Origin of the sequence: Bradyrhizobium sp. 2S1, from assembly GCF_011516625.5 — a bacterium.
Lineage (GTDB): Bacteria > Pseudomonadota > Alphaproteobacteria > Rhizobiales > Xanthobacteraceae > Bradyrhizobium > Bradyrhizobium septentrionale.
Genome location: NZ_CP147717.1, coordinates 3,802,325 through 3,826,958 on the forward strand (window position 1 = coordinate 3,802,325; position 24,634 = coordinate 3,826,958).

Consider the following 24,634-nt stretch of genomic DNA (forward strand, 5'->3'; position numbering starts at 1 on the left):
TTTGCAGGCATTTTGCCCCAGGCAAGGTGAATGGCCGATGACTGCCTTGTTTTCGCCTAGGAGCCCGTCCAGATATGTTTTCGTGACGGGCATTTGTTGTAGAGTAGCAGGCTCAGGCTGCGTTTGCGAGGTTGAACAGCTTGAGGAGGTTATGGACGGTGCAGATCATTGTCCACTCGGCGCGCACTTTCTCGATGCCCCGCAACAGGAACTGGCGGAAGCCTCTTGCCTGTTTGATCTGCCCGAACACCGGCTCCACCACTTGCTTTCGCAATCGGTAGGGTGTTTCGAAGCCGCCATCGTCGATCTTCTTTCGCATGGCCTGTGTCAGCGGGCCGCCGACTTTTCCGTTCGCTACTGTCGGGTGCTTGGCGCGTCCGGGCGCGACATAGCCATCGATGCTGCGTGTGTCGAGCGCTTCGAGATTGGCTTCGCTGCAGTAGCCGGAATCCGCTGAGGCCTGCCGCGGCTTGCGGCCAAGATTGCTCTCGATGGCCTCGATCAGGGGCACCAACTGGCCCTGATCGCTGCCGTGCTGGGTCAGTTCTTGCGCGACAATGATCTGGGCATGTGCATCGACGGCCGCCTGGGCATTATAGGCCTGAACGAAGCCATCCTTCGACTTCATGATGCGGCTTTCCGGATCGGTGAAGTTGCGTTGCGCCTTGGGATTGGGTTCCTCCGATGGCAGCGCCGCCGGTTTGCCCGGCTTCTTGCGGCCTTCGGCCTGGCGCTGCTGTTCCTTTTCGGCCTCGATGCGGCGCTCTTCCTCCGCCGCCAGTTTGGCGTCCGCTTCCAGCGCCGCCATCGCTTGCTGGATCTTCGCCAGCCGTTTCTGCTTGTCGACGGTCCAGTCCGGCAGTTCGTCGCTGTTGCCGAAAGTCTCATCCTCCGAGGCATCCGCCGCCTCGGCGGCCGCCAGCATGCGAGCGACCTCGGCCTTCAATTCCGCCTCGCGCTTCTTCATGCGCTCATAACTCATCGCCTTGTGTTTCGACGCGTTCGCCTTGATCTTCGTACCATCCAGCGCGACATGACCGAGCTTGACCAGCCCGGCCGTCTCGCACAACTTCAGAACCTGCACGAATAGCGCGCCGAGCGCCTTCAAATGTCGCTTGCGAAAGTCGCTGATCGTCCGAAAATCCGGCGCATCCAGCGCCACGATCATCACAAAATCGTTCCGCTCCCGGCAGGCCTTGGCAATCCGACGCGACGAATACAGCCCACTCGCATAGCTATGCAGCAGCGCCACCATCATCCGCGGATCAAACGGCGGCTGCCCAAGCCCGCTCACATAGCTGCCCATGATCTCCCTGAGATCGAGGCTCTCCCGCACCAGATCAACCATAAACCGCGAGACATGGCCTTTCGGCACGAAGTCCTGCACATTCGGCGGCAGAAGCAGCGTCTGATCGATGTTCCAAGGCCGAAAATACTTGCTCATCGCCCAATGTTGAATCAGACCCGACCAGATTTGAACAGCGACTATCCAGACAAGCTCCTAGGGTTGTTCAGCTTGCATTCGGTTTGGGGAACCTAATCTGGAGGGACTGGTTAGCTAACCAAGGCCCGTCGGGCCGGCTTCCATAAAGGATGACTGCAATGTTTGCGCGAAAAGGTGTTTTTTCGTCCATTGGCCGCGCAGCCACATTGGCAACGGTTGCTGCTGTGGCGCTGACGGCCGTTGAGCCGACGATGGCGTTCGCAGGCTCGGCTGCGGCGGGCAAGGCGGCCGCTGTGACCACGTCGCACGGCACCAGCGGCGCGACCGATATCAGCGCGCGCCGTCGCTACTATGGCGGAGGTGGCGCGGCTGCCGCGGCCGCGTTCGCCGGAATCGTCGGCACGGGTCTCGCGATCGCCGCGACCCAGAGCCGCCGCGATTACTACGACTCGTACGGCTATTACGACGGCGGCCCGGCCTATTACGGCGGTGGCCCCGCCTATTACGGTGGCGGCCCGGTCTACTATGGCGGCGGACCCTATGGTTACCACGGCTATTACGGGCGCCGGTCGCAGCTGCCCTATACGCCGTACTGAGACTGCCGGCGGTTCTCAGAACTGTCACAAACGATCAATCCACCGGCCTCAGGCCGGTGGATTTTTTCATGAGCGCCGTTAACACGCTGGCGACGCGTTTCGATTAGGTTCGAAGGATGAGTGATTCGATCGATCGGCTCTACCAGGCGGTGATCGCGGCCAAGGATCTCGATCCGGCAACGTCGCGCACGGCGCGGCTGTTCCAGCGCGGCCCGGCCAAGATGGCCAAGAAGCTAGCCGAGGAAGCGATCGAAGTCGTGATCGACGCCGTCGCCGGTAAGTCGGATGCCGTGGTCCGTGAAAGCGCCGACCTGTTCTACAACCTCACCGTTCTCTGGGCGTCGGCCGGCGTCAAGCCGGAGGACGTCTGGCGCGAGATGGAGCGGCGCGAGCGGCTACTCGGGATGGCCGAGAAGCTGCCGAAGTCGCCGGTCAAGCTGCCCAAAACCGCGCCCGTCCCGGTGGTTCGGCGCCGAATTGTCGCGCTGGAGAACCGGCTGCGTAAACGGTAGCCCCAAATCGTCCCAAATCAGCCCAATCCCGGCATGGACAAATCCGCTCCATGATGGTTCATCGCGCCCATGTTGAAACGGATTTACGACTGGTGCGTCGAGGCGGCCGACAAGCCCTACGCACTCTGGATTCTCGCGGCCGTCTCGTTCGCTGAGAGCTCCTTCTTCCCGATCCCTCCCGACATCATGCTGCTGCCGATGTCGCTGGCGCGGCCGAAGCGGGCGTGGTGGTTTGCGACGGTCTGTACGGTTGCGTCTGTCGCCGGCGGCGTGCTCGGCTACGCGATCGGCGCGCTGCTCTACGACTCGCTCGGGCAGTGGCTGATCCATCTTTACGGCCTGTCCGACAAGGTCGACGCGTTCCGCGCCTCCTATGCCGAATGGGGCGCCGTGATCATCCTGCTGAAGGGGCTGACGCCGATCCCCTACAAGCTCGTGACCATCACCTCGGGCTTTGCCGGCTACAACATCTGGCTGTTCGTCCTGTGCTCGATCGTCGCGCGCGGCGGCCGCTTCTTCTTCGTTGCGGTGCTGCTCAACCGCTATGGCGATGTCATCCGCGCGGAGCTCGAGAAGCGGCTCGGCCTGTGGGTCGCGATCGGCGCGATCGTGCTGGTGCTGGGCTTTGTCGTCGCATTCAAGCTGATCTAAAGCATGATCCGGAAAATTGTGACGCGGTTTTCCGAAACAACCATGCTCAAGAAAACCGACCGTCTTTGCCGATGGGAGGGTTTCGCGTACGCTGACCTGTATGGCTTTGACCGGCACGATAGGGCGTCCTGACCGTGGTCCTTTGGGACCCGAGGAGGAGGTCATGCACCGTCTGTCGGATGCGTTTCCGGGCATTCGATTTCAGTACGAGGCGGAAGAGCCTCCCGGATCGGTCGCCGCGCGTGCGCAGATGTCCATTCTGCTGCGGGCATGGCTCTTTCTTTTTGGCAGCGATACACCCTACCCGAGGCGTCAGGGCTATTTCGAGAATGGAAAGGGAGGATCGGTCGAGTTCTATTTCGAAGCAAGACAGCCAGTCCGGTCGATCACGGCAATCTCCTACGGAATGACGGCGGGCCTGGACGACAACTTTGATCGGCTCTATGCGGCAACCGGTTGGAAGATTGTGTATCCGCGCTTTTGATCGACCAAGATCACTCAAGCTTGCGCAGACCGCGCTCGGCGTGCAGTCGCCCGCGCAACAGCCTGTTGAATCTCGGCCGCAACAGATCGAGTTGCCGCCGGCGCTGAAGAACCCCGGCGAGACCATCAACGACCTGTCGAACATCGCGCGCCCCTCGACGGTGGTGACCGGACGCGCGGCCTGCGTGGTGGCGTCGAACGATGCGCCGGATTGCAAGATCGGCGCCGACCGGCTGTGTCAGAGCAAGGGGTTTCGGGAAGGCAAGGGCATCGATACCGACGCCTTCGAGAAATGCTCGCCGCTGGTCTATTTGCCCGGCCACAAGCGCGGCCCGAACGACTGCAAGACCGAAAATTTCGTGACACGGGCGATCTGCCAATAAGGCGGGCAAAACCACGTCTGGGATGCCAGACGCCTGTGAAAAATGCCGTGCCTGGATGAGGTTTTGTCATTCATTTTGCAGCGCCATAACGCAATACTTGACACTGGAAAGATTCTTGTTGGAATGACGGTCAGCAATCGAGACCAACGATCAACCCGAGGATCCGCACCCAATGTCCATGCCTGCTCTGTTCAAGGGCCGCCTGTCTCTTCCCGTGATCGGGGCGCCGCTGTTCATCATCTCCGTGCCCGACCTCGTCATCGCCCAGTGCAAGGCCGGCGTGGTCGGCTCGTTTCCGTCGTTGAACGCGCGGCCGCCGGAACTGCTCGACGAATGGCTGTACCGAATCAAGGAAGAGCTCGCCGCCTATGACAAGGCCCATCCGGAGCGGCCGTCGGCGCCGTTCGCGGTCAACCAGATCGTGCACAAGTCGAACAACCGGCTCGATCACGACATGGCGCTTTGCGAGAAGCACAAGGTGCCGATGATCATCTCCTCGCTCGGCGCGCGCGAGGAGCTCAATCAGGCCGTCCACGGCTGGGGCGGCATCGTCTTCCACGACGTGATCAATCAGAAGTTCGCGCACAAGGCGATCGAGAAGGGCGCCGACGGCCTGATCCTAGTCGCGGCCGGCGCCGGCGGACATGCCGGCACGCTCTCGCCGTTCCCGTTCGTGTCGGAGACACGGCAGTGGTTCGACGGACCCATTGCGCTGTCGGGCACGATTGCCAACGGCCGCGCCATCCGCGCCGCGCGCATCATCGGCGCCGACTTCGCCTATGTCGGCTCCGCCTTCATCGCAACGCAGGAAGCGAACGCGGTCGAGAACTACAAGAGCATGATCACCAATTCGTCCGCCGAGGACATCGTCTATTCCAACTTGTTCACCGGCGTGCACGGCAACTATCTGAAGCCGTCGATCGTCGCGGCCGGCATGGATCCAGAAAACCTGCCGACCTCCGATCCCTCGAAGATGAGCTTCGGCACCGATTCGTCCGGCGAGCGCGCCAAGCCGAAGGCCTGGAAGGAGATCTGGGGCTCGGGCCAGGGCGTCGGCAGCATTTCCAAGGTGGTGCCTGCCGCCGAGCTGATCGCGCGCTTCAAGAAAGAGTACGACGAAGCGGTCGATCCGGCGCTCTGATGGAGCCGATCTTTCGCGTTGACGGCGACCGCGTCGTCACCAGTCCCGACGCCGCGGGTCCATGGGATCCGCGGATGCAGCACGGCTCCGCGCCGGCGGCGCTCGTGGTGTGGGCTGCCGAGGCCATCCCAACGCCGGTGCCGATGCGGATCGCGCGCGTCACGATCGACCTGATGCGTCCGGTGCCGGTGGCGCCGCTGACGATTGAGAGTGAGATCCTGCGCGACGGCCGCAAGATCCAGCTCTGCGGCGTCAGGCTCTTCGCCGACGGTGTCGTCGTGGTCTCGGCCAGTGTGCTGAAGATCAAGCAGCAGGCGGCCGAGCTGCCGCCTGATGTCGCAGCACTTCCGGTCGATCTGCCGGGACCCGACGAATGCATGGTCGAGCCTGGCACCTTGCGAACAGTCCGTTCGTGAAATGCATCTCGATGCGGGCTGCGCGCGGTCGCTTCGGCGTGATGGGCCCCGGCGCGATCTGGTTCCGCGTCGACCGTCCGCTGATCGCGGGCGCCGCCGTCTCGCAGGCGATGCGCGCGGTGGTCGCCTCGGATTTCTCCAATGGCACCTCGCCGGCGCTCGATTTCAACCAATGGACCTTCATCAACGCCGACCTCACGGTGAGCCTGGCGCGCGAGCCGGTCGGCGATTGGATTCTGCTCGACGGCGAATCCTGGATCGGGCCTGACGGCGCCGGCCTTGCGATGTCGCGGCTCGCCGACCAGCGCGGCTATTTCGGCCGGGCGGTCCAGAGCCTGGTGATCGAGCGGCGCTAGCGCAAGGAACCGCTGCCAAGCGGCTGCCCTTGCAGCAAAAATAAACCGGCTTCCCGGGAACGGTTGGCAGCACCAGCGAGTTTCGCTCCCGTGAGGGGCCCCATGATGCGTATCGATCCCACCGCCGGTATCGTGGCCATGGCCGCCCGGCGGCGGTGTGACGTGGCGCCGGTTCGTGGTGAAGCTCGGCAGTCGCAGGGGCGGTCGCGATGAGGCCCGGCCCGTCCTCGGAACGCGCGGTCATCCTTGCCGCAAGCGAGCGCGACGCCGTCAAGACGGCCCATCTGATCAAGGAAGCCGGCTACTACGCCAATATCTGCGGCGATCTCGCCGAGCTCGAGCGCCAGGTCGCAAGCGGGGCAGGCCTTGCCATCATTGCCGATGAGGCGATCCGGAGCGCCGACCTCGCCCGCCTGACGCGCTGGCTGAACGAGCAGCCGTCATGGTCGGATTTCCCAATCGTGCTGATGAGCGAGGGCGGCGGGCCCGAGCGCAATCCCGAGGCGGCGCGGCTCGGCCGCGTGCTCGGCAATGTCACCTTCGTCGAGCGTCCGTTTCATCCGAGCACGCTGGTGAGCCTGGTCGCCGCGGCGGTGCGCGGCCGCCGCCGCCAGTACCAGACCCGCCAGATCCTGGAGGATCTGACCGAGAGCGAAGGCCTGTTGCAGACCGCGCTCGATGCCGGCCATCTCGGCGCGCTCGAACTTCATCTGCCGGATTTCGAGCTCGAAGCGTCGCCGACCTGCAAGAAATTTTTCGGGCGCAGGCCCGGCGATCCCTTCACCTATCCGGAGCTGCTGGACGCGGTGCATCCCGACGACCGCGCCCGCCGCAGCGGAATCGTCGAGCAGACGCTGCGCACCGGCGCGGATTACCGGATCGAATACCGCAACATCTGGCCCGACGGCACCGAGCACTGGCTCGACGTCCGCGCCCGCGCGGTGCGCCGGCCCGACGGCAGCATCCGCTCGCTGGTCGGGGTCTGCTCTGACATCACCGCGCGCAAGACCGCCGAGATCGAGCGCGAGGCGCTGCTGGCGCAGCTCGCCGCCGAGCGCACCGCGCTCGCCGAACTCACCGCGACGCTGGAGCAGCGGGTCGAGCAGCGCACCGCCGACCTGATGAAGGAGGTCGCCGCGCGCGAGCGGGCGCAGGAGCAGCTCCGCCATGCCCAGAAGATGGAGGCGATCGGCCAGCTCACCGGCGGCGTCGCGCACGACTTCAACAATCTGTTGATGGCGGTGATGGGCAATCTCGACCTGCTGCGCAAGCGGATGCCGGAGGATCCGCGCCTGCGACGGCTGGTCGACGGCGCGCTGCAGGGTGCCGAGCGCGGCGCCTCGCTGACGCAGCGGCTGTTGGCATTCGCGCGGCAGCAGGATCTGCGCGCGGTGCCGGTCGATCTCGGCGCGCTGGTGCGCGACATGAGCAATCTGCTGGAGCGCTCGCTTGGACCGCGCGTCATGCTGCGGCTCGACATTCCCGCCGGCTTGCCGCCGGCCTGTGTCGACACCAACCAGCTCGAACTCGCGGTGCTCAACCTTGCGATCAATGCGCGCGATGCGATGCCGGATGGCGGCACGATCGAGATCAGTCTCGCGGCCTTGCAGGCGAAGAACGATCCGGCCTGCAGCCGGGCAATTACCTGAAACTGTCGGTGGTCGACGGCGGCACCGGCATGTCGCCGGACGTGCTGAAGCGGGCGATCGAGCCGTTCTTCTCGTCGAAGCCGGTGGGCAAGGGCACCGGGCTCGGCCTGTCGATGGTGCATGGGCTCGCGGTGCAGCTCGGCGGCGCGCTGCAGCTGTCGAGCGCGGTCGGCAAGGGCACCACGGCCGCGCTGGTGCTGCCGGTCGCAACCGCAGCGCCAGAGGCCGAGAGCCCGGCGCCTGCGGCGCAGACGGTCAAGCGTTCGGCGGTGATCCTGCTGGTCGACGACGATCCGTTGATCGCGATGTCCACCATGGAGATGCTGGAGGACCTCGGCCATCGCGTGATCGGCGCCAATTCCGCACCGCATGCGCTCGATATCATCAGGAGCGACCAGGAGATCGACCTGATGATGACCGATCACGTGATGCCCGGCATGACCGGCATCGAGCTCGTCGCGGCCTCGCGCAAGCTGCGGCCGCAACTTCCCGTCCTGCTCGCCACCGGCTATGCCGAATTGCCCGACGGCATCCAGGTCGATCTGCCGAGGCTGGCCAAGCCCTACCACCAGGATCAGCTGCGCGAGCGGCTCGATCAGTTGCTCGGGCAGGGCGCCGGTCAGCACACCGCCGCCACCAGCGCCGACAGTCTCGCCACGCCTTCCAATCTCTTCCCGTCACCCTGAGGAGCCGCGCTTGCGCGGCGTCCCGAAGGGCGGCGGCCCGGCTGCGGTCGCGTGGCTGACAATGTCGCAAATGTGATCTGCGCGTGACGGCTGGGCGGGAAGGATGCGCGCGTGATCGGTGTTGCTCACATCACGTCGAAGAACGCCGAGCACCACGCAGGAGCTGCCTTATGAAGATGCCCACCCGAATAGCGATGTCTGCCGCACTGGCCGGCTTGGCCATGCAGGCCTCGGCAAGTGACCTGCAATCGAGCCGACGGTCGATCTCGTATCACACGGTGGATATCCTGGGCGTCAACATCTTCTACCGCGAGGCGGGGCCCGCCGACGCACCGGCCGTGCTGCTGCTCCACGGCTTTCCATCCTCATCGCGGATGTGGGAGCCGTTACTGCCTCTTCTCGCCGACAAATATCACGTGATTGCCCCTGACTATCCGGGGTTCGGCAACAGCAGCGCGCCGGCGCCGTCCAGTTTCGAATACGCCTTCGACAACCTCGCCCGCGTGACGAGCGAGTTCACGACAAAGCTCGGGCTCGCGCACTATGTGCTGTTCATGCAGGACTATGGCGGGCCGGTCGGCTTTCGCCTGGCGCTTGCGCACCCCGAACGAGTCCGCGCGATCATTGTCCAGAACGCGGTCGCCCACGAACAGGGCTTGAGCCCGCTTTGGGAAGCGCGCAGGAAATTCTGGGCGGATCCGGCGCACGAAGTCGACAAGCTCAAGGCCAACTTCACGTCTTTCGAAGCGACGCGCCAGCGTCATGTCGGAACGAGCCCGCATCCCGAACGCTACGATCCGGATCTGTGGGTCGACGAAGCAGCGTTTTTGTCCCGCCCGGGCCAGGCCGACATCCAGACCACGCTGTTCCTGGATTACCGGACAAACCTTGCCTCGTACCCGCTATGGCAGAAATGGCTCCGCGAGGTGCAGCCGCGAACCCTTGTCGTCTGGGGCAAATACGACCCGTCGTTCACCGTCGCCGGCGCAACCGCCTATGCCGACGATGTGCCGGGAGCCGAGGTACACATCCTGGATGCGGGACATTTCGCGCTCGACGAAGCGACCGACGAGATCGCGACGCTGGTTCGCGGCTTCCTTGCGCGTCTCGACCAGCGCAAGGAGTAACGCGGAATGTGCCGCCGCCGGCGGCCTCTCCCCGTCACCCTGAGGTGCGAGCGGAGCGAGCCTCGAAGGGTCGACGGCCCGGCTGGGGCCGTGCATCCTTCGAGACGGCCGCTGTGCGGCCTCCTCAGGATGACGGTGATAGGTTTTGCGCGCCGCGGTGCTCACCCCACCATGCGGTCGCGGCCGGTCCAGAAGCGGGCCTTCAGCACCTTCTTGTCGACCTTGCCGACGCCGGTCATGGGCAGCTCCTTGACGAACTGGATCTGCTTCGGTGCATGCGCCGAGCCCTTCTTCGCCTTCACCAGGCCGATCAGTTCGTCGGCGTCGGGTGTTGCGCCCTCGCGCGCCACCACGACGGCGGTGACGGCCTCGCCCCATTTGTCGTCGGGCACGCCGACGACCGCGACCATCGCAACGTCAGCGTGCTGCGACAGCACATCCTCGACCTCGCGCGGAAAAATGTTGAAGCCGCCGGAGACGATCATGTCCTTCTTGCGGTCGAGGATGAACATGTAGCCGCGCTCATCCATGCGGGCGATGTCGCCGGTGTGCAGCCAGCCGCTCTTCAGCGTTTCGGCCGTGATGTCGGGCCGTTTCCAGTATTCGGCCATCACATGCGTGGCACGCACGCAGATCTCGCCGGCATCGCCGGTCGCGACCTCCTGGTCGTCCTGATCGAGGATCTTGACCTGGCAGGCGGCGATCGGGAAGCCGCAGGACAGGAACAGCTCCGGCGTCTTCGGATCGTGATCCGCCTTGCGCAGCACCGAGACCGGATAGCATTCGGTCTGCCCGTAGAGCTGCGAGAACACCGGGCCGATCCGCTCGATGCCCTCGACCAGCCGGCTCGGCGACATTGCCGACGCGCCGTAGAGCAGGAGCTCGAGCGAGGAGAGGTCGGTCTTGTCGAGCGCGGGATGATCCAGCATCACATAGATCATGGTCGGCACGAATAGCGTGAAGTTGATCTTCTCGCGCGCGATGGTCTTGAACACGGCCTCCGGATCGAAGCCCTTGAGCATGTGCACGGTGCCGCCGCACATCAGCGTCGGCAGCACCTTGGTGCCGGCCACATGGCTGATCGGCGCCACCGTCAGATAGCGCGGCGTCTCCGGGATTTCGAAGTCGGCGAGGATGGCGGCGGCGAAGCCGCCATATTCGCGATGATGGCGCAGCGCACCCTTGGATTTGCCGGTGGTGCCGCCGGTGTAATTCAAGGTCGAGATGTCGTCCGCAAGGGCGAAGTTCTTCGGGCTTGCGCTGCCCGTACCTTCGACTGCCTGCAGCAGGTCGGCGCCGTAATCTGCCGGGCCGAGCGTGAACACGGTCTTCAGCCCGGACGCTTTGGCCGCGAGCTCGCCGCCGCGATCGCGAAACGTGATGCCGTCGACGATCAGCATCTCGGCCTCGGAATCCTCGATCTGGAACAGCTGGTCGTCGAGCGAGCCGAGCGGATGCAGCCAGGTGATCGCAAGCCGCGACAATTGTGCGGCGACGCCGGCGCACCAGGTGTCGGCGCGGTTGGCGGTGAGAAAGGCGACGCGGGTGCCCGGCGCAAAGCCGAACCGCACGAACACGCTCTGCATCCGTCCGATCAGGTCGGTCGCGCCCTGATAGCTGAGCGAGCCGCCCGGCCAGGCGAAGGCCGTGCGCGACGGATAGCGCGCCAGCGCCCGCAAGGTCTGCTCGCAGACCGCCGGAAATGCATAGAGCGGATTGCTCATCTTGTTCTTCCTCCCGCCTTTGTCTTTGGCTTCTCTCGTGCCAATGTTGCGGGCAACGCTAACACAAGGCTGCAGGGAAGAAACAACTTGTCCGCTGATCTTCTTGCGCGTTTTCGCGATCGCCTTCGGCTGCCGCTGATCGCGGCGCCGATGTTTCTGGTGTCGGGCGTCGAGTTGGTGGTAGCGGCCTGCCGCAACGGCGTGATCGGCTCGTTTCCGACGGTGAATTGCCGTGAGACGGAACAGCTCGATGCCTGGCTCGGCGAGATCGAGCGCCGCCTGCAGGCGCATGCCGATGCGAACGGCAAGGCGGCGGCGCCGATTTGCCCGAACCTGATCGTGCACCGCTCCAATGCGCGGCTCCAGCAGGATCTCGCTGTGCTGCTGCGGCACAAGGTCGAGCTCGTGATCACCTCGGTCGGTTCGCCCGCACCGGTTCTCGCGCCGTTGCATGATGCCGGCGCGCTGGTGTTCGCCGATGTCGCCTCGATCCGCCATGCCGAGCGCGCGGCCGCCGCCGGCGCCGACGGGCTGGTGCTGCTCACCGCGGGTGCCGGCGGGCAGACCGGCTGGCTCAATCCGTTCGTGTTTGTGCGCGCGGTGCGCGGTTTCTTCGACGGCCCGATCGTGCTCGCCGGCGGCATCGGCGACGGCCACGCCTTGCGCGCCGCGCAGGCGCTCGGCTGCGATCTCGCCTACATGGGCACCAAGTTCATCGCGACGCGCGAGAGCATGGCTGACGCGAGGTACAAGCAGATGCTGGTCGACAGCTCTGCCGACGACATCCTGCTCACGACGGCGTTCACAGGCCTGCAGACCAACATGCTGCGGCCCTCGATCGAGGCCGCCGGTCTCGATCCCGACGATCTGCCGGCGCGCGGCGCGATCGACATCGGCAAGGACATCGACATCGGCGCCCGCGAAAGCCGCCCGAAACGCTGGCGCGACATCTGGAGCGGTGGTCATTCCACCTCGGGGGTGACCGGAGTGCTTGGCGTCGACGATCTCGTGGCGCAGACGGTTGCGGAGTACGAGGCGGCGAGCGTGCGGGTGCGGCTCGCCTGATACCAGACCCAGCTGTCGCTCAAGTCCCGCCTGTCCGCTTAACGCGGCATTAACCATGCCAGTCCCAACAATGGCGCCATGGGACGGTCTGCCGCCACGGCCGGCCGCCCGGCAGTTGTGGGAATGCGACATGGCTTTTGAGGCGCTTTTCGCCAAGGATCTGGCCAAGGATCTGGACAAGACCCCGGCATCGCTCGACGAGCTCCGGACCCGGGTCTTCTACGCCCTGCAGCGGCATCCGCTGTGCCGTCAGGTCGAATTCGACATCGTCAGCACGCCGCGGACCCGGCGCACCAACTGGACGGTCAGCCTGCACTCGGTCCAGCCGGGGGCGCTGTGGACGGCCCATGAGATCGTCGCCGACATCCAGGAAGCCTATGAGCTTGCCGCCTCGGCCTGATTTTCGGGCCGTTTCGGGACAATTTCACCTATTTGGCATCGTCATGGCACGGTAACGCCGCATTTGGCGGTCAGCCTGCGGTGATACTGGCAGGGAATGGAGTAATTTTTGACCAGAGCCATCACCCTCGCCGCGCTGACATGTTTCCTCCTTGCCGGCGCTGCGATCACAGCCATTTTGGGCCGCGACAGCCTGCCGGCGGCGCAGGCTGACATCGGCCCGGTCGCCAACCGCGCCAGCAAGCAGGACAAGCTCGCGGTCACGACGCTTGCCACTGCCGCCTTTGAGGCGCCCCAGCCGACTGTGCCTCCCGCCAATCCGTCGCCGCTCCTGCTGCGGGCGCAGGCCGCGATCCCGGGCGCGACCGACACCGTGCGCCAGGCCTATGCCTCCGCCGAGCCCACCGATATCGGCCTGCCGAAGCTCACCGACCCGGTCGATGCCGGCCTGCCGAAGGCCGCCGAGCCCGGGGCATTGCCGACGGCTCCCGCGCCGCCGAAGCCCAAGGCCGCCGCCAAGCCGGCGCCGCAGAAGAGCTACGCGCTGCTCAGCGACGCGCAGATCGCCGGCATCAAGGACCGGCTCAAGCTGTCGTCGTCGCAGGAATCATACTGGCCGGCGGTCGAGACAGCGCTGCGTGCCGTCGCGCGCAAGATCCACGCCAAGCGTCAGGGTGATCCTGCGGCGGGCACTATGCCGATCGATCCCGACTCCGAGGAAGTTCAGCAGCTGAAATCGGCGGCGATGCCGCTGCTGTTCCAGCTCCGCGAGGACCAGAAGAACGAGGTCCGTTCGCTGGCGCGGCTGATCGGGCTCGAACGGGTCGCGGCGATGATCTGAGTGCCGGGTCCGGTCGAGCCGGACCTTTGCTCCAGCTTGGCTGGGTTACATCGGCCGCAGCTTCTCGACCCTGCCCTGGGTTTCGACAAGCAGCTGTTTCATGAAGTCCTTGTTGCGCTTCAGCCAGGGCTCCAGCGTCTGCCTGATGTCGCCTGGCGATCTCTTCTCGACGGCCTGCGCGAGTCTGGTCTGAAACGTCCCCCAATCCTTGAACATCTCCTTCAGCAGCGCATCGTCGGAGATGTTGATCGCCGATTTGATGTCGCCGACGGTTTCCAACTCGCGCATATTGCTCTGCCGCAGGATCGAATCCAGATTCTCCAGGCATTCGTGGTAGCGCTCGAGCAGATCTTCCCATCGTTTGGCGTTGACGTCATCGTCCATGCCCTCGACCGCGTTGTACAAGGGTTCGAGAAATGACCAGCGGAAGCGCCTTGCCAGCCGCAGCAGGATTGACAGGAAGACGATGTCCTTTGGCATGTTCTGCGCGACCATCAGGCGGGGATCCTCGCTGAAGGGCGGCATCGGGACGAAGATGAGGACGACCGAGAACGGCGTGTTGTCGAGATATTCGAGCCGGGCAATGACCGGCTGATAAAGCTTCAGGTCGCGGAATATCGGGCTCAGCACCTGTTCACGGCTGCGGCGGCTTGCAATATCGACGTCGGCGAACGAGTTCGCGACATAGTTGATCAGTTCGTCGAGCCAGGCGCCGCTGTCGTAGCGGTTTTGCGCGCGGAGCAGGTCCTCCCAGTCGAGCTCCGCCGTGTCGGGACCGGACAGCAGCGTGACGGTGGCGGCGTCCGCCTCAAGTCTCGCATCCTTCAGGAATCCGCGTGCGCGGTCCGCAGGGGCGAGCGGCGCCAGCGAGTCGGCCTTTTGCCGGAATGACAGCTCGTCGCTGAACACGATGCGCAGCCTGAGCCGAAACAGCTCTTCCGGACGGGTGATCTGCATGAACTGCGCGTGAATGTCCTTCGCCGCATCGTTGAACTCGCGGGCGTGGTTGGCATTCAGTCGCGGCCTGAGCGGGACGTTACCGAAGGTCGGCTTCACGAACAGATCCTCGAGAAACCGCCGCACATCGTCTTCGCCGATCCCGTAGAACTCGTTCTCCGCCAGCATCGGAAACGACGGCGAACTATCGACCGAGAACCACAGCACTTTCGACATCAGCTTCAGCGCGCGCTTGTAGCCGTCGAACTGCGAAATCTCCGACGCGCACCAGGTCCAATTGTGCTCGGCATTGGTGTGGATGAAGATCAGGCAGTCGGCCCTGGCCGTGTTGTCGATCATCCATTGGCGCCACTCCCGGGATTTCCTCGCACACATAGCACTCCACCGGACGCTGGCGGTCGAGGCTGCTGAGATATTCGAGCCGCGCCTTGAGCAGACGCGCGAGATATCTGTCTTCGGCGCGATGGCTGAGAAAGACCGAGAAATCATCCGGCATGGCACAACCCGATCTGCATGAATGTTATGCGACGGCCGGCCGCATCTTTGTCGGCCAAATTCCGCGGCTCGCCGCGGACGGAATGATATCCCGTCTTTGAAATCCGCGATCGCCGGGCAAGAAAAAGAAAAACCGTCTGCCAGTGAAATATCTCACTATACCTTAGGGTGTATCACGTGCAAGCTGACTGCCGCGGAGAGCCGACGCGCGAAATTGTCCGGCTCCGGCATCGAATGACTAAAATTGTAAGCAAGCCGATGCGCCGAGTTGGGTGCATCGCTTCATTTCATGACGTCATGGTTCCGCGGGGGCAATTATGCCGAAGACCAAGCAGCAGCATTTCGATCGCGACGCCGGACCGAAGCGGATCCTGGCTCTCGATGGCGGCGGCATTCGCGGCATTCTGACGCTCGAATATCTCGCCGCGGTCGAAGCGATGTTGCGCAAGCGGTACGGCAAGGACGATCTGCTGCTGTGCGACTATTTCGATCTGATCGGCGGCACCTCGACGGGATCGATCATCGCGGCCGGACTGGCCTGCGGGATGACGGTCGACGCCTTGAAGAAGCTTTATCGCGGGATCGGCACCGACATCTTCCAGGGTTCGTTCTGGCGGCGCGGGCTGCTGGCGCCAAAATTCAAAGCCGACGCCTTGCAGCACGCGCTCGACGCGCAACTCGGCGCTGACACGTCGCTCGGCAGCGATCGCATCCGCACCGGCCTGATGATCATGACCAAACGGCTCGACACCGGCAGTCCCTGGCCGCTGCACAACCATCCGGATGCGGTCTTTGCCAAACAGGATGGCGGGTTGCGGCTGACCGAGGTGGTTCGCGCCAGCACCGCGGCGCCAACCTATTTCGAACCGCAGAAGATCACGATCTCGGCGCGCGACGGCAGCACGGTCAGCGGCGCCTTCGTCGACGGCGGCGTCAGCCCGTTCAACGATCCGGCCCTGCAACTCCTGATGCTCGCGGCACTCCATGGCCATGGCTTTCGCTGGCACACGGGCAAGGACAATCTCCTGCTGATCTCGGCCGGTACGGGCGTGTTCAAATCGACATTCTCGACGGACGAGATCGTCCACATGCCGGCGGCGGAGCAGGGCGTGCGGTCGCTGCAATCGCTCATGGATGATTGCGGACGGCATAATCACGGCATGCTGCAATGGCTGACGAACTGCCTGACGCCGTGGATGATCGATCGCGCGGTAGACGACATGGTGGCCGACAGCCAGAGCGGGCCGCAACTCGCGACCTATGCGCGCTACAACGTGCTGCTGGAAACCGACTGGTTGAAGAAGACGGTCGCCATCGACCGGACGCCGGACGCGCTGGTGAAGATCGCGGCGATGGACAACCCGAACAACATGGACGAGCTCGCCGACATCGGACGACTCGCAGCAATCAGGCAGGTCAAGCCGGATCACTTCCCGCCGGCCTTCGATCTCACCTGATGCCGCGCGGAGCGGCATCCCAACACTCAAGTGACAGTTTCGACAATCAAATCGCCTTCAGTTAAGTTCGACGCCGAGACACGATAATCCAATCATTAGTCGAGGTGTCGCGATGGCCACAGAGCAGGATGCCAGATCACCAAACAAGGTGGTTCTCTTCAGCGGTCACATGATCGATGCGCCAGATCGAAAAACGCCCCGCTTCCCGCCGGACAAGGAGCCGGCAGCCGCCGCTGCAATCGCCGATGCGCTTTCGCGGATCGGCGCGGCCGAAGGCGATCTTGCGATCTGCGGCGGCGCTTGCGGCGGCGACCTGCTGTTTGCCGAAGCGGCTCTCGCGCGGGGCATGCGGCTTGAGATCTATATTCCGTTCGACGAGCCGACCTTCCTTGACGGTTCGGTGGATTTCGCCGGCGGCAACTGGCGCGCGCGCTATTTCGCGGCCAAATCGCGCGCGACGCTCCACGTCATGCCCGACGAGCTGGGGCCGCTGCCGGCCGGCGAGAACGCCTATGAGCGCGACAATCAATGGATGCTGGAGCGGGCCGCGCGATATGGCGGCGAAAAGATCGCCTTCATCTGCCTGTGGAACGGCGAGGGCGGCGATGGTCCTGGCGGCGCCAAGCACCTGATGGAGGAAGCGGGGCGCAGGACGGCGTGGATTTACTGGCTGGATACACGAAAATTATGGGACTGAAGGATTTGCAAGATGCCGTCGTGTTTCATGATCATGCCTTACGGTCGCAGGGCGACGCAGAATGACTCGGGCCGCGGACCGGCCGAGATCGATTTCAATGCGCTTTGGGATCGCGGCTACGTTCCGGTTATCAAGGATCTGGGCTACGAGCCGGTGCGCGCGGACCAGGACACGAGCGCTTTGATCATCAGCGAAATGCTGGAGCGCCTATACTTCGCCGATCTCGTGCTGGCCGACATGACGATTCCGAACGGAAACGTCTATTATGAAGTCGGGATCCGCCACGCCGCTCAGAAGACCGGATGCGTCCTGCTCGCGGCGGAATGGTCGAAGCAATTGTTCGATGTCGCGCAGATGCGGACTGTCCGCTATCCGCTGCCCGAAGGTGACATCAACCCCGGCACCGCCGCGGCGTTCCAGGCGTCGATCAAGGGGGAAATCGAATTCCGCCGTAACGGCATCTCGCCGATGCACCAATCGATCCCGGGCTATCCCGACAAAGTCGATCCACGCAAGGCTGTAACGACGCGGGGCCAGCTTGCGGAGCAAGCCGCATTCCAGACCAAGGTACGGCCGTGCGCGCGGCGCCCGCGGCTGAGCGCATGAAGCGGGCGCAGGCGTTGATCGCCGCTGAGGGAAATCCGCCTGCAAGCTATGCGAAGGCCCTCGCTCTGTTGTTGCTGCTGCGCGATTGCGTCATCGATACTGACGACTGGAATGTTATGCTCGACTTCACGCAGAACCTTCCGGACTGCTTTGCTGACGAGCCCGAAGTAAAGGAGAACCGCGCATTTGCGGGGGCCCAGGTGGGAAACCACATCGAGGCCATCGCCGAGCTTGAAACGTTGATCGACCTCGCGGGACCGACGCCCGAGCGCCTGGGTCTGATGGGCGGCCGTTACAAGCGTCTCGCTGACGATGCTGCGGCCAACGAACGAGTCACGTATCTTGCCGAGGCCATCAAGTATTACGAACAGGGAATGGATCTCGATCTCAACGCCTATTATTGCTCCAGCAACCTGCCCCGTCTCTATCGTGCGCGCGGCACGGAAGGTGACGAGGATCGCGCGCAGGCGACGGTGAGGCTTGCGATCGCCGCGTGCGAGCGTGCCCGGCGGCTGAATGTCGCTGACGAATGGCTGCGCCCGACGCTGCTTGCCGCGGCCTTCGATCTCGGCGATCCCGACAAGGCTGACAAACTCGCCACCGAGGTGATTGCCGAGGGTCAGGTGAAATGGAAAGTGCGCAGCGTTCTTCGCGATCTCAGGGCCAGCGTCTTGTATGTTGAGGACGCCGCGAAGCGGGCGCGGCTGTCCGCAATCATCGACCAGATCAAGGGGCCCGACGAGCCGCCGGGGCCTCCGCCTCAGCCAAGCCGCATCGACAGCTCGACGTCGCCGCCGAACGGCACCGACAGATAACCGCTTGCCGGCGAGCGCACGCGCGCCAGATAGTCGGGGCTGTCATCGGCGTTGTCGGCGACCACGAAGGCGCCCGGCCTGAGGCGGCTCTCGACGAGATCGAGGATCTCGGGATAGAGCGCCTTGGCGCCGTCGAGCAGCACGAGGTCGATCGTATCAGGCAGATCGGTGCGCAACGTCCGGAGTGCGTCGCCCTCGCGGATCTCGATCAGGTCGTAGAGGCCGCCGGCGACGAGATTGTCCCGGGCGTGCGCCACCTTGGACGATTCGAACTCGCTGGTGATCAGCCGCCCGCCGCCATTGTCGCGCAGCGCGGCGGCAAGATGCAGGGTCGAGATACCGAACGAGGTGCCGAACTCGACGATGCTGCGCGCGCCGCTGCCGCGCGCCAGCATGTAGAGCAGCGCGCCGGTCTCGCGCGAGACCGCGAGCGGCACGTTGTTGAGGCGGCTATAGAGCGCGCGGTAATCGGTCTTGCTCCGCATCAGGCGCGTCTGCTCCTCGGCGGTGAGGTCAGCCACCGCGAGCTGGGTTTCTTCCTGCGCGGCGGAAGCCTGCTCGAACAGGCGATCGAGCAGGCCCGCGAGCTCAGGTGAAATGAGGGTGGTCATATCGGGTCTCCGGTCTGAAAGCGGCGCGTCCTTGCGCCCCGTCAGAAATAAGAATAATCATTCGCATTCGCTAATCGCATTCCCCAGGAAGTCCATGACCGAGCGCCGAAGCTCTTCAATTTCCTCGCGAAAACAACTGCAACAGGCCCGCTCGGCCGAGCTCGTCGCGGCGATTCTCGATGCCGCTGTTCAGGTTTTGACCAAGGAGGGGGCGCAGCGTTTCACCACGGCGCGGGTGGCCGAGAGGGCCGGCGTCAGCGTCGGCTCGCTGTACCAGTATTTTCCGAACAAGGCGGCGATCCTGTTCCGGCTGCAGAGCGACGAGTGGCGGCAGACCACGACCCTGCTGCGCGACATCCTCGAGGACGCAAAACGGCCGCCACTCGACCGGCTGCGCACGCTGGTGCACGCCTTCGTCCGCTCGGAATGCGAGGAGGCCGCGGTGCGCGTCGCGCTTGGTGACGCCGCGCCGCTCTATCGCGATGCGCCGGAAGCGCGCGAGGCGCGGACGTCGGGCGAGCGCATCGTCGAGACCTTCATGCGCGCGGCCTTGCCGAAGGCGTCCGACGCGGTGCGCGCGATGGCCGGCGATCTGATCGCGACGACGCTGAGCACGGTCGGCAAGGATTTTTCGGAAAGCCCGCGAACGCAGGCGGAGATCGAGACCTACGCCGACGCCATGGCCGACATGTTCTGCGCGTATCTGAGGAGCCTTGGACGACGCTGAGGCGTCTGCCATCGCGCCGCGGCCGCGCCACGCGTAGCCCGACAGGGCGAAGCGTGGTGCCCAACCCGGATCCTTCGCAGCTGTCCTTCAACCGCCGCCTTAGCGGTCCATTGACAATCCCCGCCAGGCGTCGTCTCCCGGGTGAAACACTTCATAAGCGGAGTTCCGCTTCGCAACTGACCTGGCGCGCAGCGCGGCGTCAGATCGCGGCAAATATTCTTCCTCGATCTCGGCCGGGTATGTTACGCAACGGGTCGTTGGTCGGTCGTCCCTATGAGGAAGGTCACTGACGCCTTGCGGGCTGGCTCGACGCGTGTCGCAACGTGCAGCCCCAATCGCTGGCAGATGATGTCCGACGGAGATTTTCAGATGAAGTTTCTTCCTCTCGCCGCGTTTCTCATCCTTGCCTGCCAAGTTATTGCTTGCCACGGCGCCGCCGCTCAAACGTCCGGATGCTCGGCGATCAGCAATTCCAATGACCGGCTGGCCTGCTATGACAAGGCTGCCGCGATCACGGGTGGAAGTCCGGACAAGGGCAAGACCGCCTTATCGGATCCGTCGGCCAAGCGTGGCAGCGTCGTCGAGATGCTTGCTGATGAAAATGCAAAACTGAACGCCAAGCTCAAGACCATCTGCCGCGGCTGCTGACACTGCCCAATGGCAAGCGATCTGATCGCGATGACGCTGAGCGCGGCCGGCAGGAGCTGAGCCGCCGGCGCAATTGCTCCGAGAGCATGATCGCGGTACCGCTTCACGCCGAACTCGGCTATCAGGGGCGCCCGGCGGAGGTCCCGTCGCAATCCGAGAAGAGGGCCAGTTCGCTGGCAAGCAATTGTGAAGCTTGAGCAACGTCTGCACGAACTCAACATCGAGCTGCCGATGTCGGCGGCGGCCGGCGGCGCCTATGCGCCGGTGGTGGTCCACGGCGACACCATCTATGTCAGCGGCCAGCTTCCGCGCGACGGCGACAAGGTGCATGTCGTCGGCCAAGTCGGCCGTGATGTCACCTTGGAAGACGCCAAGCGGGGTGCACGGCTGGCGCTGATCCGCGGATTGGCCGCGATCAAGGCGCATCTGGGCTCGCTCGACAATGTCACGCAGATCTTGAAGCTCACCGTGTTCGTGCACAGCGCCGCGGATTTCAGCGGCCAGACGGCGGTTGCCGACGGCGCATCGGAGCTCATCATGGAGCTGTTCGGTCCCGAGCGCGGACTGCACACCAGGACGAGCGTCGGCGTCGCGCAGCTTCCGCGCAACGCAGCGATCGAGGTCGAGTTGATCGCAGCGCTGGCGCGCTAGGAGCTTGTCTGGATAGTCGCTGTTCAAATCTGGTCGGGTCTGATTCAACATTGGGCGATGAGCAAGTATTTTCGGCCTTGGAACATCGATCAGACGCTGCTTCTGCCGCCGAATGTGCAGGACTTCGTGCCGAAAGGCCATGTCTCGCGGTTTATGGTTGATCTGGTGCGGGAGAGCCTCGATCTCAGGGAGATCATGGGCAGCTATGTGAGCGGGCTTGGGCAGCCGCCGTTTGATCCGCGGATGATGGTGGCGCTGCTGCTGCATAGCTATGCGAGTGGGCTGTATTCGTCGCGTCGGATTGCCAAGGCCTGCCGGGAGCGGAACGATTTTGTGATGATCGTGGCGCTGGATGCGCCGGATTTTCGGACGATCAGCGACTTTCGCAAGCGACATTTGAAGGCGCTCGGCGCGCTATTCGTGCAGGTTCTGAAGTTGTGCGAGACGGCCGGGCTGGTCAAGCTCGGTCATGTCGCGCTGGATGGTACGAAGATCAAGGCGAACGCGTCGAAACACAAGGCGATGAGTTATGAGCGCATGAAGAAGCGCGAGGCGGAATTGAAGGCCGAGGTCGCTCGCATGCTGGCGGCCGCCGAGGCGGCGGATGCCTCGGAGGATGAGACTTTCGGCAACAGCGACGAACTGCCGGACTGGACCGTCGACAAGCAGAAACGGCTGGCGAAGATCCAGCAAGCGATGGCGGCGCTGGAAGCGGACGCCAAACTGGCGGCGGAGGAAGAGCGCCGCATCGAGGCCGAAAAGGAACAGCAGCGCCAGGCGAAGGCCGCAAGAAGCCGGGCAAACCGGCGGCGCTGCCATCGGAGGAACCCAATCCCAAGGCGCAACGCAACTTCACCGATCCGGAAAGCCGCATCATGAAGTCGAAGGATGGCTTCGTTCAGGCCTATAATGCCCAGGCGGCCGTCGATGCACATGCCCAGATCATTGTCGCGCAAGAACTGACCCAGCACGGCAGCGATCAGGGCCAGTTGGTGCCCCTGATCGAGGCCATCGAGAGCAATCTTGGCCGCAAGCCGCGGCAGGCCTCAGCGGATTCCGGCTACTGCAGCGAAGCCAATCTCGAAGCGCTCGACACACGCAGCATCGATGGCTATGTCGCGCCCGGACGCGCCAAGCACCCGACAGTAGCGAACGGAAAAGTCGGCGGCCCGCTGACACAGGCCATGCGAAAGAAGATCGACGATGGCGGCTTCGAAACACCCTACCGATTGCGAAAGCAAGTGGTGGAGCCGGTGTTCGGGCAGATCAAACAGGCAAGAGGCTTCCGCCAGTTCCTGTTGCGGGGCATCGAGAAAGTGCGCGCCGAGTGGACAATGATCTGCACCGTCCATAACCTCCTCAAGCTGTCAACCTCGCAAACGCAGCCTGAGCCTGCTACTCTACAACAAATGCCCGTCACGAAAACATATCTGGACGGGCTCCTAGTCTGACTGAGTCACAAAACCGCCGGCCAGAATCAGCGATGGATGAAGCACGGACCATCAGTCGAGAGGCCGACATGAGCGGGCGTGGCACCAAGACGAGCGAGAAGCGATTTGCGACGTATTTGGAAGGGCTTGCCAGTGTCATCGGTCATGCTGATCGGAAGGCGCCGCTGCGCGACTATTGCGTCGGCCTGATGGCCTGTGGCGGTCGCAAGAGCGTGGAGTCGATGGCGGCGGTGACAGCTCCGGAACGGACGGCCGCCCAGCATCAATCGCTGCTGCATTTCGTCGGCAGCGGCGCCTGGTCGGATGAGAAGGTGCTGGGCAAGGTACGTGAGATGGTCCTGCCGGCGATTGAACGCCAGGGCCCCATCGAAGCCTGGATCATCGACGATACCGGATTTCCCAAGCAGGGCCGACATTCAGTTGGAGTTGCACGGCAATATTGCGGGCAGCTCGGCAAGCAGGATAATTGTCAGGTGGCGGTGTCACTGTCGATTGCCAACCACCACGCCAGCCTGCCTGTCGCTTATCGCCTTTATCTTCCGAAGGAATGGACTGAGGACTGCGATCGGCGGCGCAAGGTGGGCATTCCTGCCGAAGTTGGCTTCCGGACCAAGCCGGAGATCGCGCTGGAGCAGTTGCGGTGGGCCTGCGCGAGCGGCCTTCCACGCGGTGTCGTACTGATGGACGCGGGCTATGGCAATAACAGCGACCTGCGCACGGAGATCACGGCGCTGGGATTGACCTATGTGGCGGGTCTTCTGTCGAGCACAACGGTATGGGCGCCCGGTACCGGTCCCTTGCCGCCGAAGCCATGGTCGGGCCGCGGCCGTCCACCGAAACTGATGCGCCGCAACCGTCAGCATCAGCCGGCCGCCGTCAAGGCGCTCGCGATCGGCCTGCCGGCCAAAGCTTGGCGCACCATCACGTGGCGGCAAGGAACGAACGAAAAGCTGACCTCGCGCTTTGCCCGCGTGCGGGTCCGTGCCGCGCATCGTGATTATTGGCAAACCACCCGGCGATTGGAGGAATGGTTGCTGATCGAATGGCCAAAAGGCGAGGACCAGCCTACCAAATACTGGCTCTCGACATTGCCGGAGGATGTGGCATTCCGGACTCTCGTTGAGACGGCTAAATTGCGCTGGCGCATCGAACGCGACTATCAGGAACTCAAGCAGGAGGTCGGGCTCGGCCACTTCGAGGGACGCGGCTGGCGCGGCTTTCATCATCACGCAACAATGTGCATCGCAGCCTACGGATTCCTGATCTCCGAGCGGGAGACGATTCCCCCCTCAGGCACTCGGCACGCCCGGCCGATCCTGCTCGATCGCATTCCCGCAGATTACAGACCCCGCGGATTTGCCGCTGCGGACCCAACGTCACATTCCAAATTCGATCGCGACGATGCGACGGCGCCTCGAACATGGGCTCGTCCGAACGCTGTCGAGATGTCCTTGTTGTGCGATCAAGTTCGACCACTAGACAGATCATCGTTTGTGACGCAGTAGGACTAGTGGGGACCGACATCCGCGAACAGCAGCCCCGCCAGGTTTGTCTGGGTGCGTAGCGCCGACGGAAAGGCAACGCTTGCCGGGCTTGCCGCGGAGCCGAACAAGCCCAAAATTCTGAAGGCTCCCGTCACGGTCATCATCGGCCACGATTTGGATTTCGCCGGCGAGCTACCAAAGCTTCTGCCTCATAATGCCGAGGTCATGCAGAAGTATTTCGCGGCACCAGGCGTGGGCGAGGCGACGGCAATGCGAAACGGAACGCTGCAGGGCGCTTACCTCATCGTCGCTGCGCGGGCGTTGGGGCTGGACTGCGGGCCCATGTCCGGCTTCGACAACGCCGGCGTGGATAAAGCGTTCTTCTCGGGCACGCGGGTTCGGTCGAACTTCATTTGCAGCATTGGTCACGGCGATCCAGCTTCCGTGTTTCCACGCAACCCTCGCCTTAGCTTTGAGGAGGCCGGTCGCTGGGCGTAGGCCCACCCGTCTAGCGTGAGCTTTTCGGGGTCGACGGCGAATGAGCCGTGGATCGCCGTCCCGC

General features: G+C 63.9%; 24 protein-coding genes and 3 pseudogenes. 23 read left to right on the plus strand and 4 right to left on the minus strand.

The window, feature by feature from the left end; all coding sequences use genetic code 11:
• Positions 1-112: 112 nt before the first annotated feature.
• A complete protein-coding gene (locus HAP54_RS17905) occupies positions 113-1,444 on the minus strand; it encodes an IS1182 family transposase (RefSeq protein ID WP_166297236.1) in 1,332 nt (443 codons plus the stop codon).
• 158 nt (positions 1,445-1,602) lie between these two features.
• On the opposite strand from HAP54_RS17905, the gene HAP54_RS17910 reads away from it, so the two are divergent.
• The 10 genes and pseudogenes from HAP54_RS17910 to HAP54_RS17955 all read left to right on the plus strand — a co-directional run bounded on the left by HAP54_RS17910 (position 1,603) and on the right by HAP54_RS17955 (position 9,444).
• Entirely contained in the window at positions 1,603-2,040 is a 438-nt protein-coding gene (locus HAP54_RS17910) for a hypothetical protein (RefSeq protein ID WP_166302279.1), read from the plus strand.
• Positions 2,041-2,156: 116 nt separating this feature from the next.
• Entirely contained in the window at positions 2,157-2,552 is a 396-nt protein-coding gene (gene hisE, locus HAP54_RS17915) for a phosphoribosyl-ATP diphosphatase (RefSeq protein ID WP_166302282.1), read from the plus strand.
• Between the two features lie 69 nt (positions 2,553-2,621).
• A complete protein-coding gene (locus tag HAP54_RS17920) occupies positions 2,622-3,203 on the plus strand; it encodes a YqaA family protein (RefSeq protein ID WP_029077657.1) in 582 nt (193 codons plus the stop codon).
• 163 nt (positions 3,204-3,366) lie between these two features.
• Entirely contained in the window at positions 3,367-3,687 is a 321-nt protein-coding gene (locus HAP54_RS17925; RefSeq protein WP_166302285.1) for a hypothetical protein, read from the plus strand.
• 91 nt (positions 3,688-3,778) lie between these two features.
• On the plus strand, positions 3,779-4,069 hold the full coding sequence (locus tag HAP54_RS17930; protein ID WP_224741885.1) for a hypothetical protein: 291 nt from the start codon (positions 3,779-3,781) through the stop codon (positions 4,067-4,069).
• A 172-nt stretch (positions 4,070-4,241) separates the two neighbouring features.
• Entirely contained in the window at positions 4,242-5,210 is a 969-nt protein-coding gene (locus tag HAP54_RS17935) for an NAD(P)H-dependent flavin oxidoreductase (protein ID WP_166302287.1), read from the plus strand.
• Positions 5,210-5,982, plus strand: a pseudogene (locus HAP54_RS17940) (thioesterase family protein). Before HAP54_RS17935 ends, HAP54_RS17940 begins: the two are co-directional and overlap by 1 nt.
• Before the next feature lie 209 nt (positions 5,983-6,191).
• A complete protein-coding gene (locus HAP54_RS17945; protein ID WP_224741884.1) occupies positions 6,192-7,631 on the plus strand; it encodes a hybrid sensor histidine kinase/response regulator in 1,440 nt (479 codons plus the stop codon).
• A gap of 8 nt (positions 7,632-7,639) precedes the next feature.
• Positions 7,640-8,317: a response regulator gene (locus tag HAP54_RS17950; protein ID WP_248114486.1), complete on the plus strand. Its 678-nt coding sequence runs from the start codon at positions 7,640-7,642 to the stop codon at positions 8,315-8,317.
• A gap of 176 nt (positions 8,318-8,493) precedes the next feature.
• The gene (locus HAP54_RS17955) at positions 8,494-9,444 is read left to right on the plus strand and encodes an alpha/beta fold hydrolase (RefSeq protein ID WP_414646222.1); all 951 of its coding nucleotides are present in this window, start codon (positions 8,494-8,496) and stop codon (positions 9,442-9,444) included.
• Between the two features lie 161 nt (positions 9,445-9,605).
• On the opposite strand, the gene HAP54_RS17960 is transcribed toward HAP54_RS17955, so the two are convergent.
• Positions 9,606-11,168, minus strand: coding sequence for an AMP-binding protein (locus HAP54_RS17960; RefSeq protein ID WP_166302292.1), 1,563 nt, complete (start codon positions 11,166-11,168; stop codon positions 9,606-9,608).
• A gap of 87 nt (positions 11,169-11,255) precedes the next feature.
• Here HAP54_RS17960 and HAP54_RS17965 point away from each other — a divergent pair, with 87 nt between their 5' ends.
• The 3 genes from HAP54_RS17965 (at position 11,256) to HAP54_RS17975 (ending at position 13,473) form a co-directional block, all read left to right on the plus strand.
• A complete protein-coding gene (locus tag HAP54_RS17965) occupies positions 11,256-12,233 on the plus strand; it encodes an NAD(P)H-dependent flavin oxidoreductase (protein WP_166302295.1) in 978 nt (325 codons plus the stop codon).
• A gap of 130 nt (positions 12,234-12,363) precedes the next feature.
• A complete protein-coding gene (locus tag HAP54_RS17970) occupies positions 12,364-12,633 on the plus strand; it encodes a hypothetical protein (protein ID WP_166302297.1) in 270 nt (89 codons plus the stop codon).
• A 108-nt stretch (positions 12,634-12,741) separates the two neighbouring features.
• Positions 12,742-13,473: a hypothetical protein gene (locus HAP54_RS17975; RefSeq protein WP_029077648.1), complete on the plus strand. Its 732-nt coding sequence runs from the start codon at positions 12,742-12,744 to the stop codon at positions 13,471-13,473.
• Positions 13,474-13,518: 45 nt separating this feature from the next.
• On the opposite strand, the gene HAP54_RS17980 is transcribed toward HAP54_RS17975, so the two are convergent.
• The gene (locus HAP54_RS17980) at positions 13,519-14,769 is read right to left on the minus strand and encodes a hypothetical protein (protein WP_224741883.1); all 1,251 of its coding nucleotides are present in this window, start codon (positions 14,767-14,769) and stop codon (positions 13,519-13,521) included.
• A 473-nt stretch (positions 14,770-15,242) separates the two neighbouring features.
• On the opposite strand from HAP54_RS17980, the gene HAP54_RS17985 reads away from it, so the two are divergent.
• The 4 genes from HAP54_RS17985 to HAP54_RS18000 all read left to right on the plus strand — a co-directional run bounded on the left by HAP54_RS17985 (position 15,243) and on the right by HAP54_RS18000 (position 18,500).
• The gene (locus HAP54_RS17985; protein WP_166302300.1) at positions 15,243-16,382 is read left to right on the plus strand and encodes a patatin-like phospholipase family protein; all 1,140 of its coding nucleotides are present in this window, start codon (positions 15,243-15,245) and stop codon (positions 16,380-16,382) included.
• Between the two features lie 112 nt (positions 16,383-16,494).
• Positions 16,495-17,079, plus strand: a complete 585-nt coding sequence (locus HAP54_RS17990) for a hypothetical protein (protein ID WP_166302303.1) — start codon at positions 16,495-16,497, stop codon at positions 17,077-17,079.
• Positions 17,080-17,106: 27 nt separating this feature from the next.
• Positions 17,107-17,685 (plus strand): hypothetical protein, encoded by a 579-nt coding sequence (locus HAP54_RS17995; protein ID WP_166302356.1) that lies wholly within the window; start codon positions 17,107-17,109, stop codon positions 17,683-17,685.
• Entirely contained in the window at positions 17,682-18,500 is an 819-nt protein-coding gene (locus HAP54_RS18000) for a tetratricopeptide repeat-containing protein (RefSeq protein WP_166302360.1), read from the plus strand. Before HAP54_RS17995 ends, HAP54_RS18000 begins: the two co-directional genes overlap by 4 nt.
• Here HAP54_RS18000 and HAP54_RS18005 read toward each other — a convergent pair.
• Positions 18,446-19,111: an O-methyltransferase gene (locus HAP54_RS18005; protein ID WP_166302363.1), complete on the minus strand. Its 666-nt coding sequence runs from the start codon at positions 19,109-19,111 to the stop codon at positions 18,446-18,448. The genes HAP54_RS18000 and HAP54_RS18005 overlap by 55 nt on opposite strands.
• A gap of 94 nt (positions 19,112-19,205) precedes the next feature.
• Between HAP54_RS18005 and HAP54_RS18010 the strand changes: the two genes are divergently transcribed.
• From HAP54_RS18010 to HAP54_RS18035, 6 genes and pseudogenes are all read left to right on the plus strand, one after another.
• A complete protein-coding gene (locus HAP54_RS18010) occupies positions 19,206-19,838 on the plus strand; it encodes a TetR family transcriptional regulator (RefSeq protein WP_166302366.1) in 633 nt (210 codons plus the stop codon).
• A gap of 369 nt (positions 19,839-20,207) precedes the next feature.
• The gene (locus HAP54_RS18015) at positions 20,208-20,486 is read left to right on the plus strand and encodes a hypothetical protein (RefSeq protein WP_166302369.1); all 279 of its coding nucleotides are present in this window, start codon (positions 20,208-20,210) and stop codon (positions 20,484-20,486) included.
• A 186-nt stretch (positions 20,487-20,672) separates the two neighbouring features.
• Positions 20,673-21,137: a RidA family protein gene (locus HAP54_RS18020; protein ID WP_166302372.1), complete on the plus strand. Its 465-nt coding sequence runs from the start codon at positions 20,673-20,675 to the stop codon at positions 21,135-21,137.
• A 57-nt stretch (positions 21,138-21,194) separates the two neighbouring features.
• Positions 21,195-22,507: pseudogene (locus HAP54_RS18025) on the plus strand (IS1182 family transposase); the annotation flags it as partial.
• 149 nt (positions 22,508-22,656) lie between these two features.
• Positions 22,657-24,093: an IS701 family transposase gene (locus HAP54_RS18030; protein ID WP_166306603.1), complete on the plus strand. Its 1,437-nt coding sequence runs from the start codon at positions 22,657-22,659 to the stop codon at positions 24,091-24,093.
• Between the two features lie 18 nt (positions 24,094-24,111).
• Positions 24,112-24,570, plus strand: a pseudogene (locus HAP54_RS18035) (malonic semialdehyde reductase); the annotation flags it as partial.
• Positions 24,571-24,634: the final 64 nt, after the last annotated feature.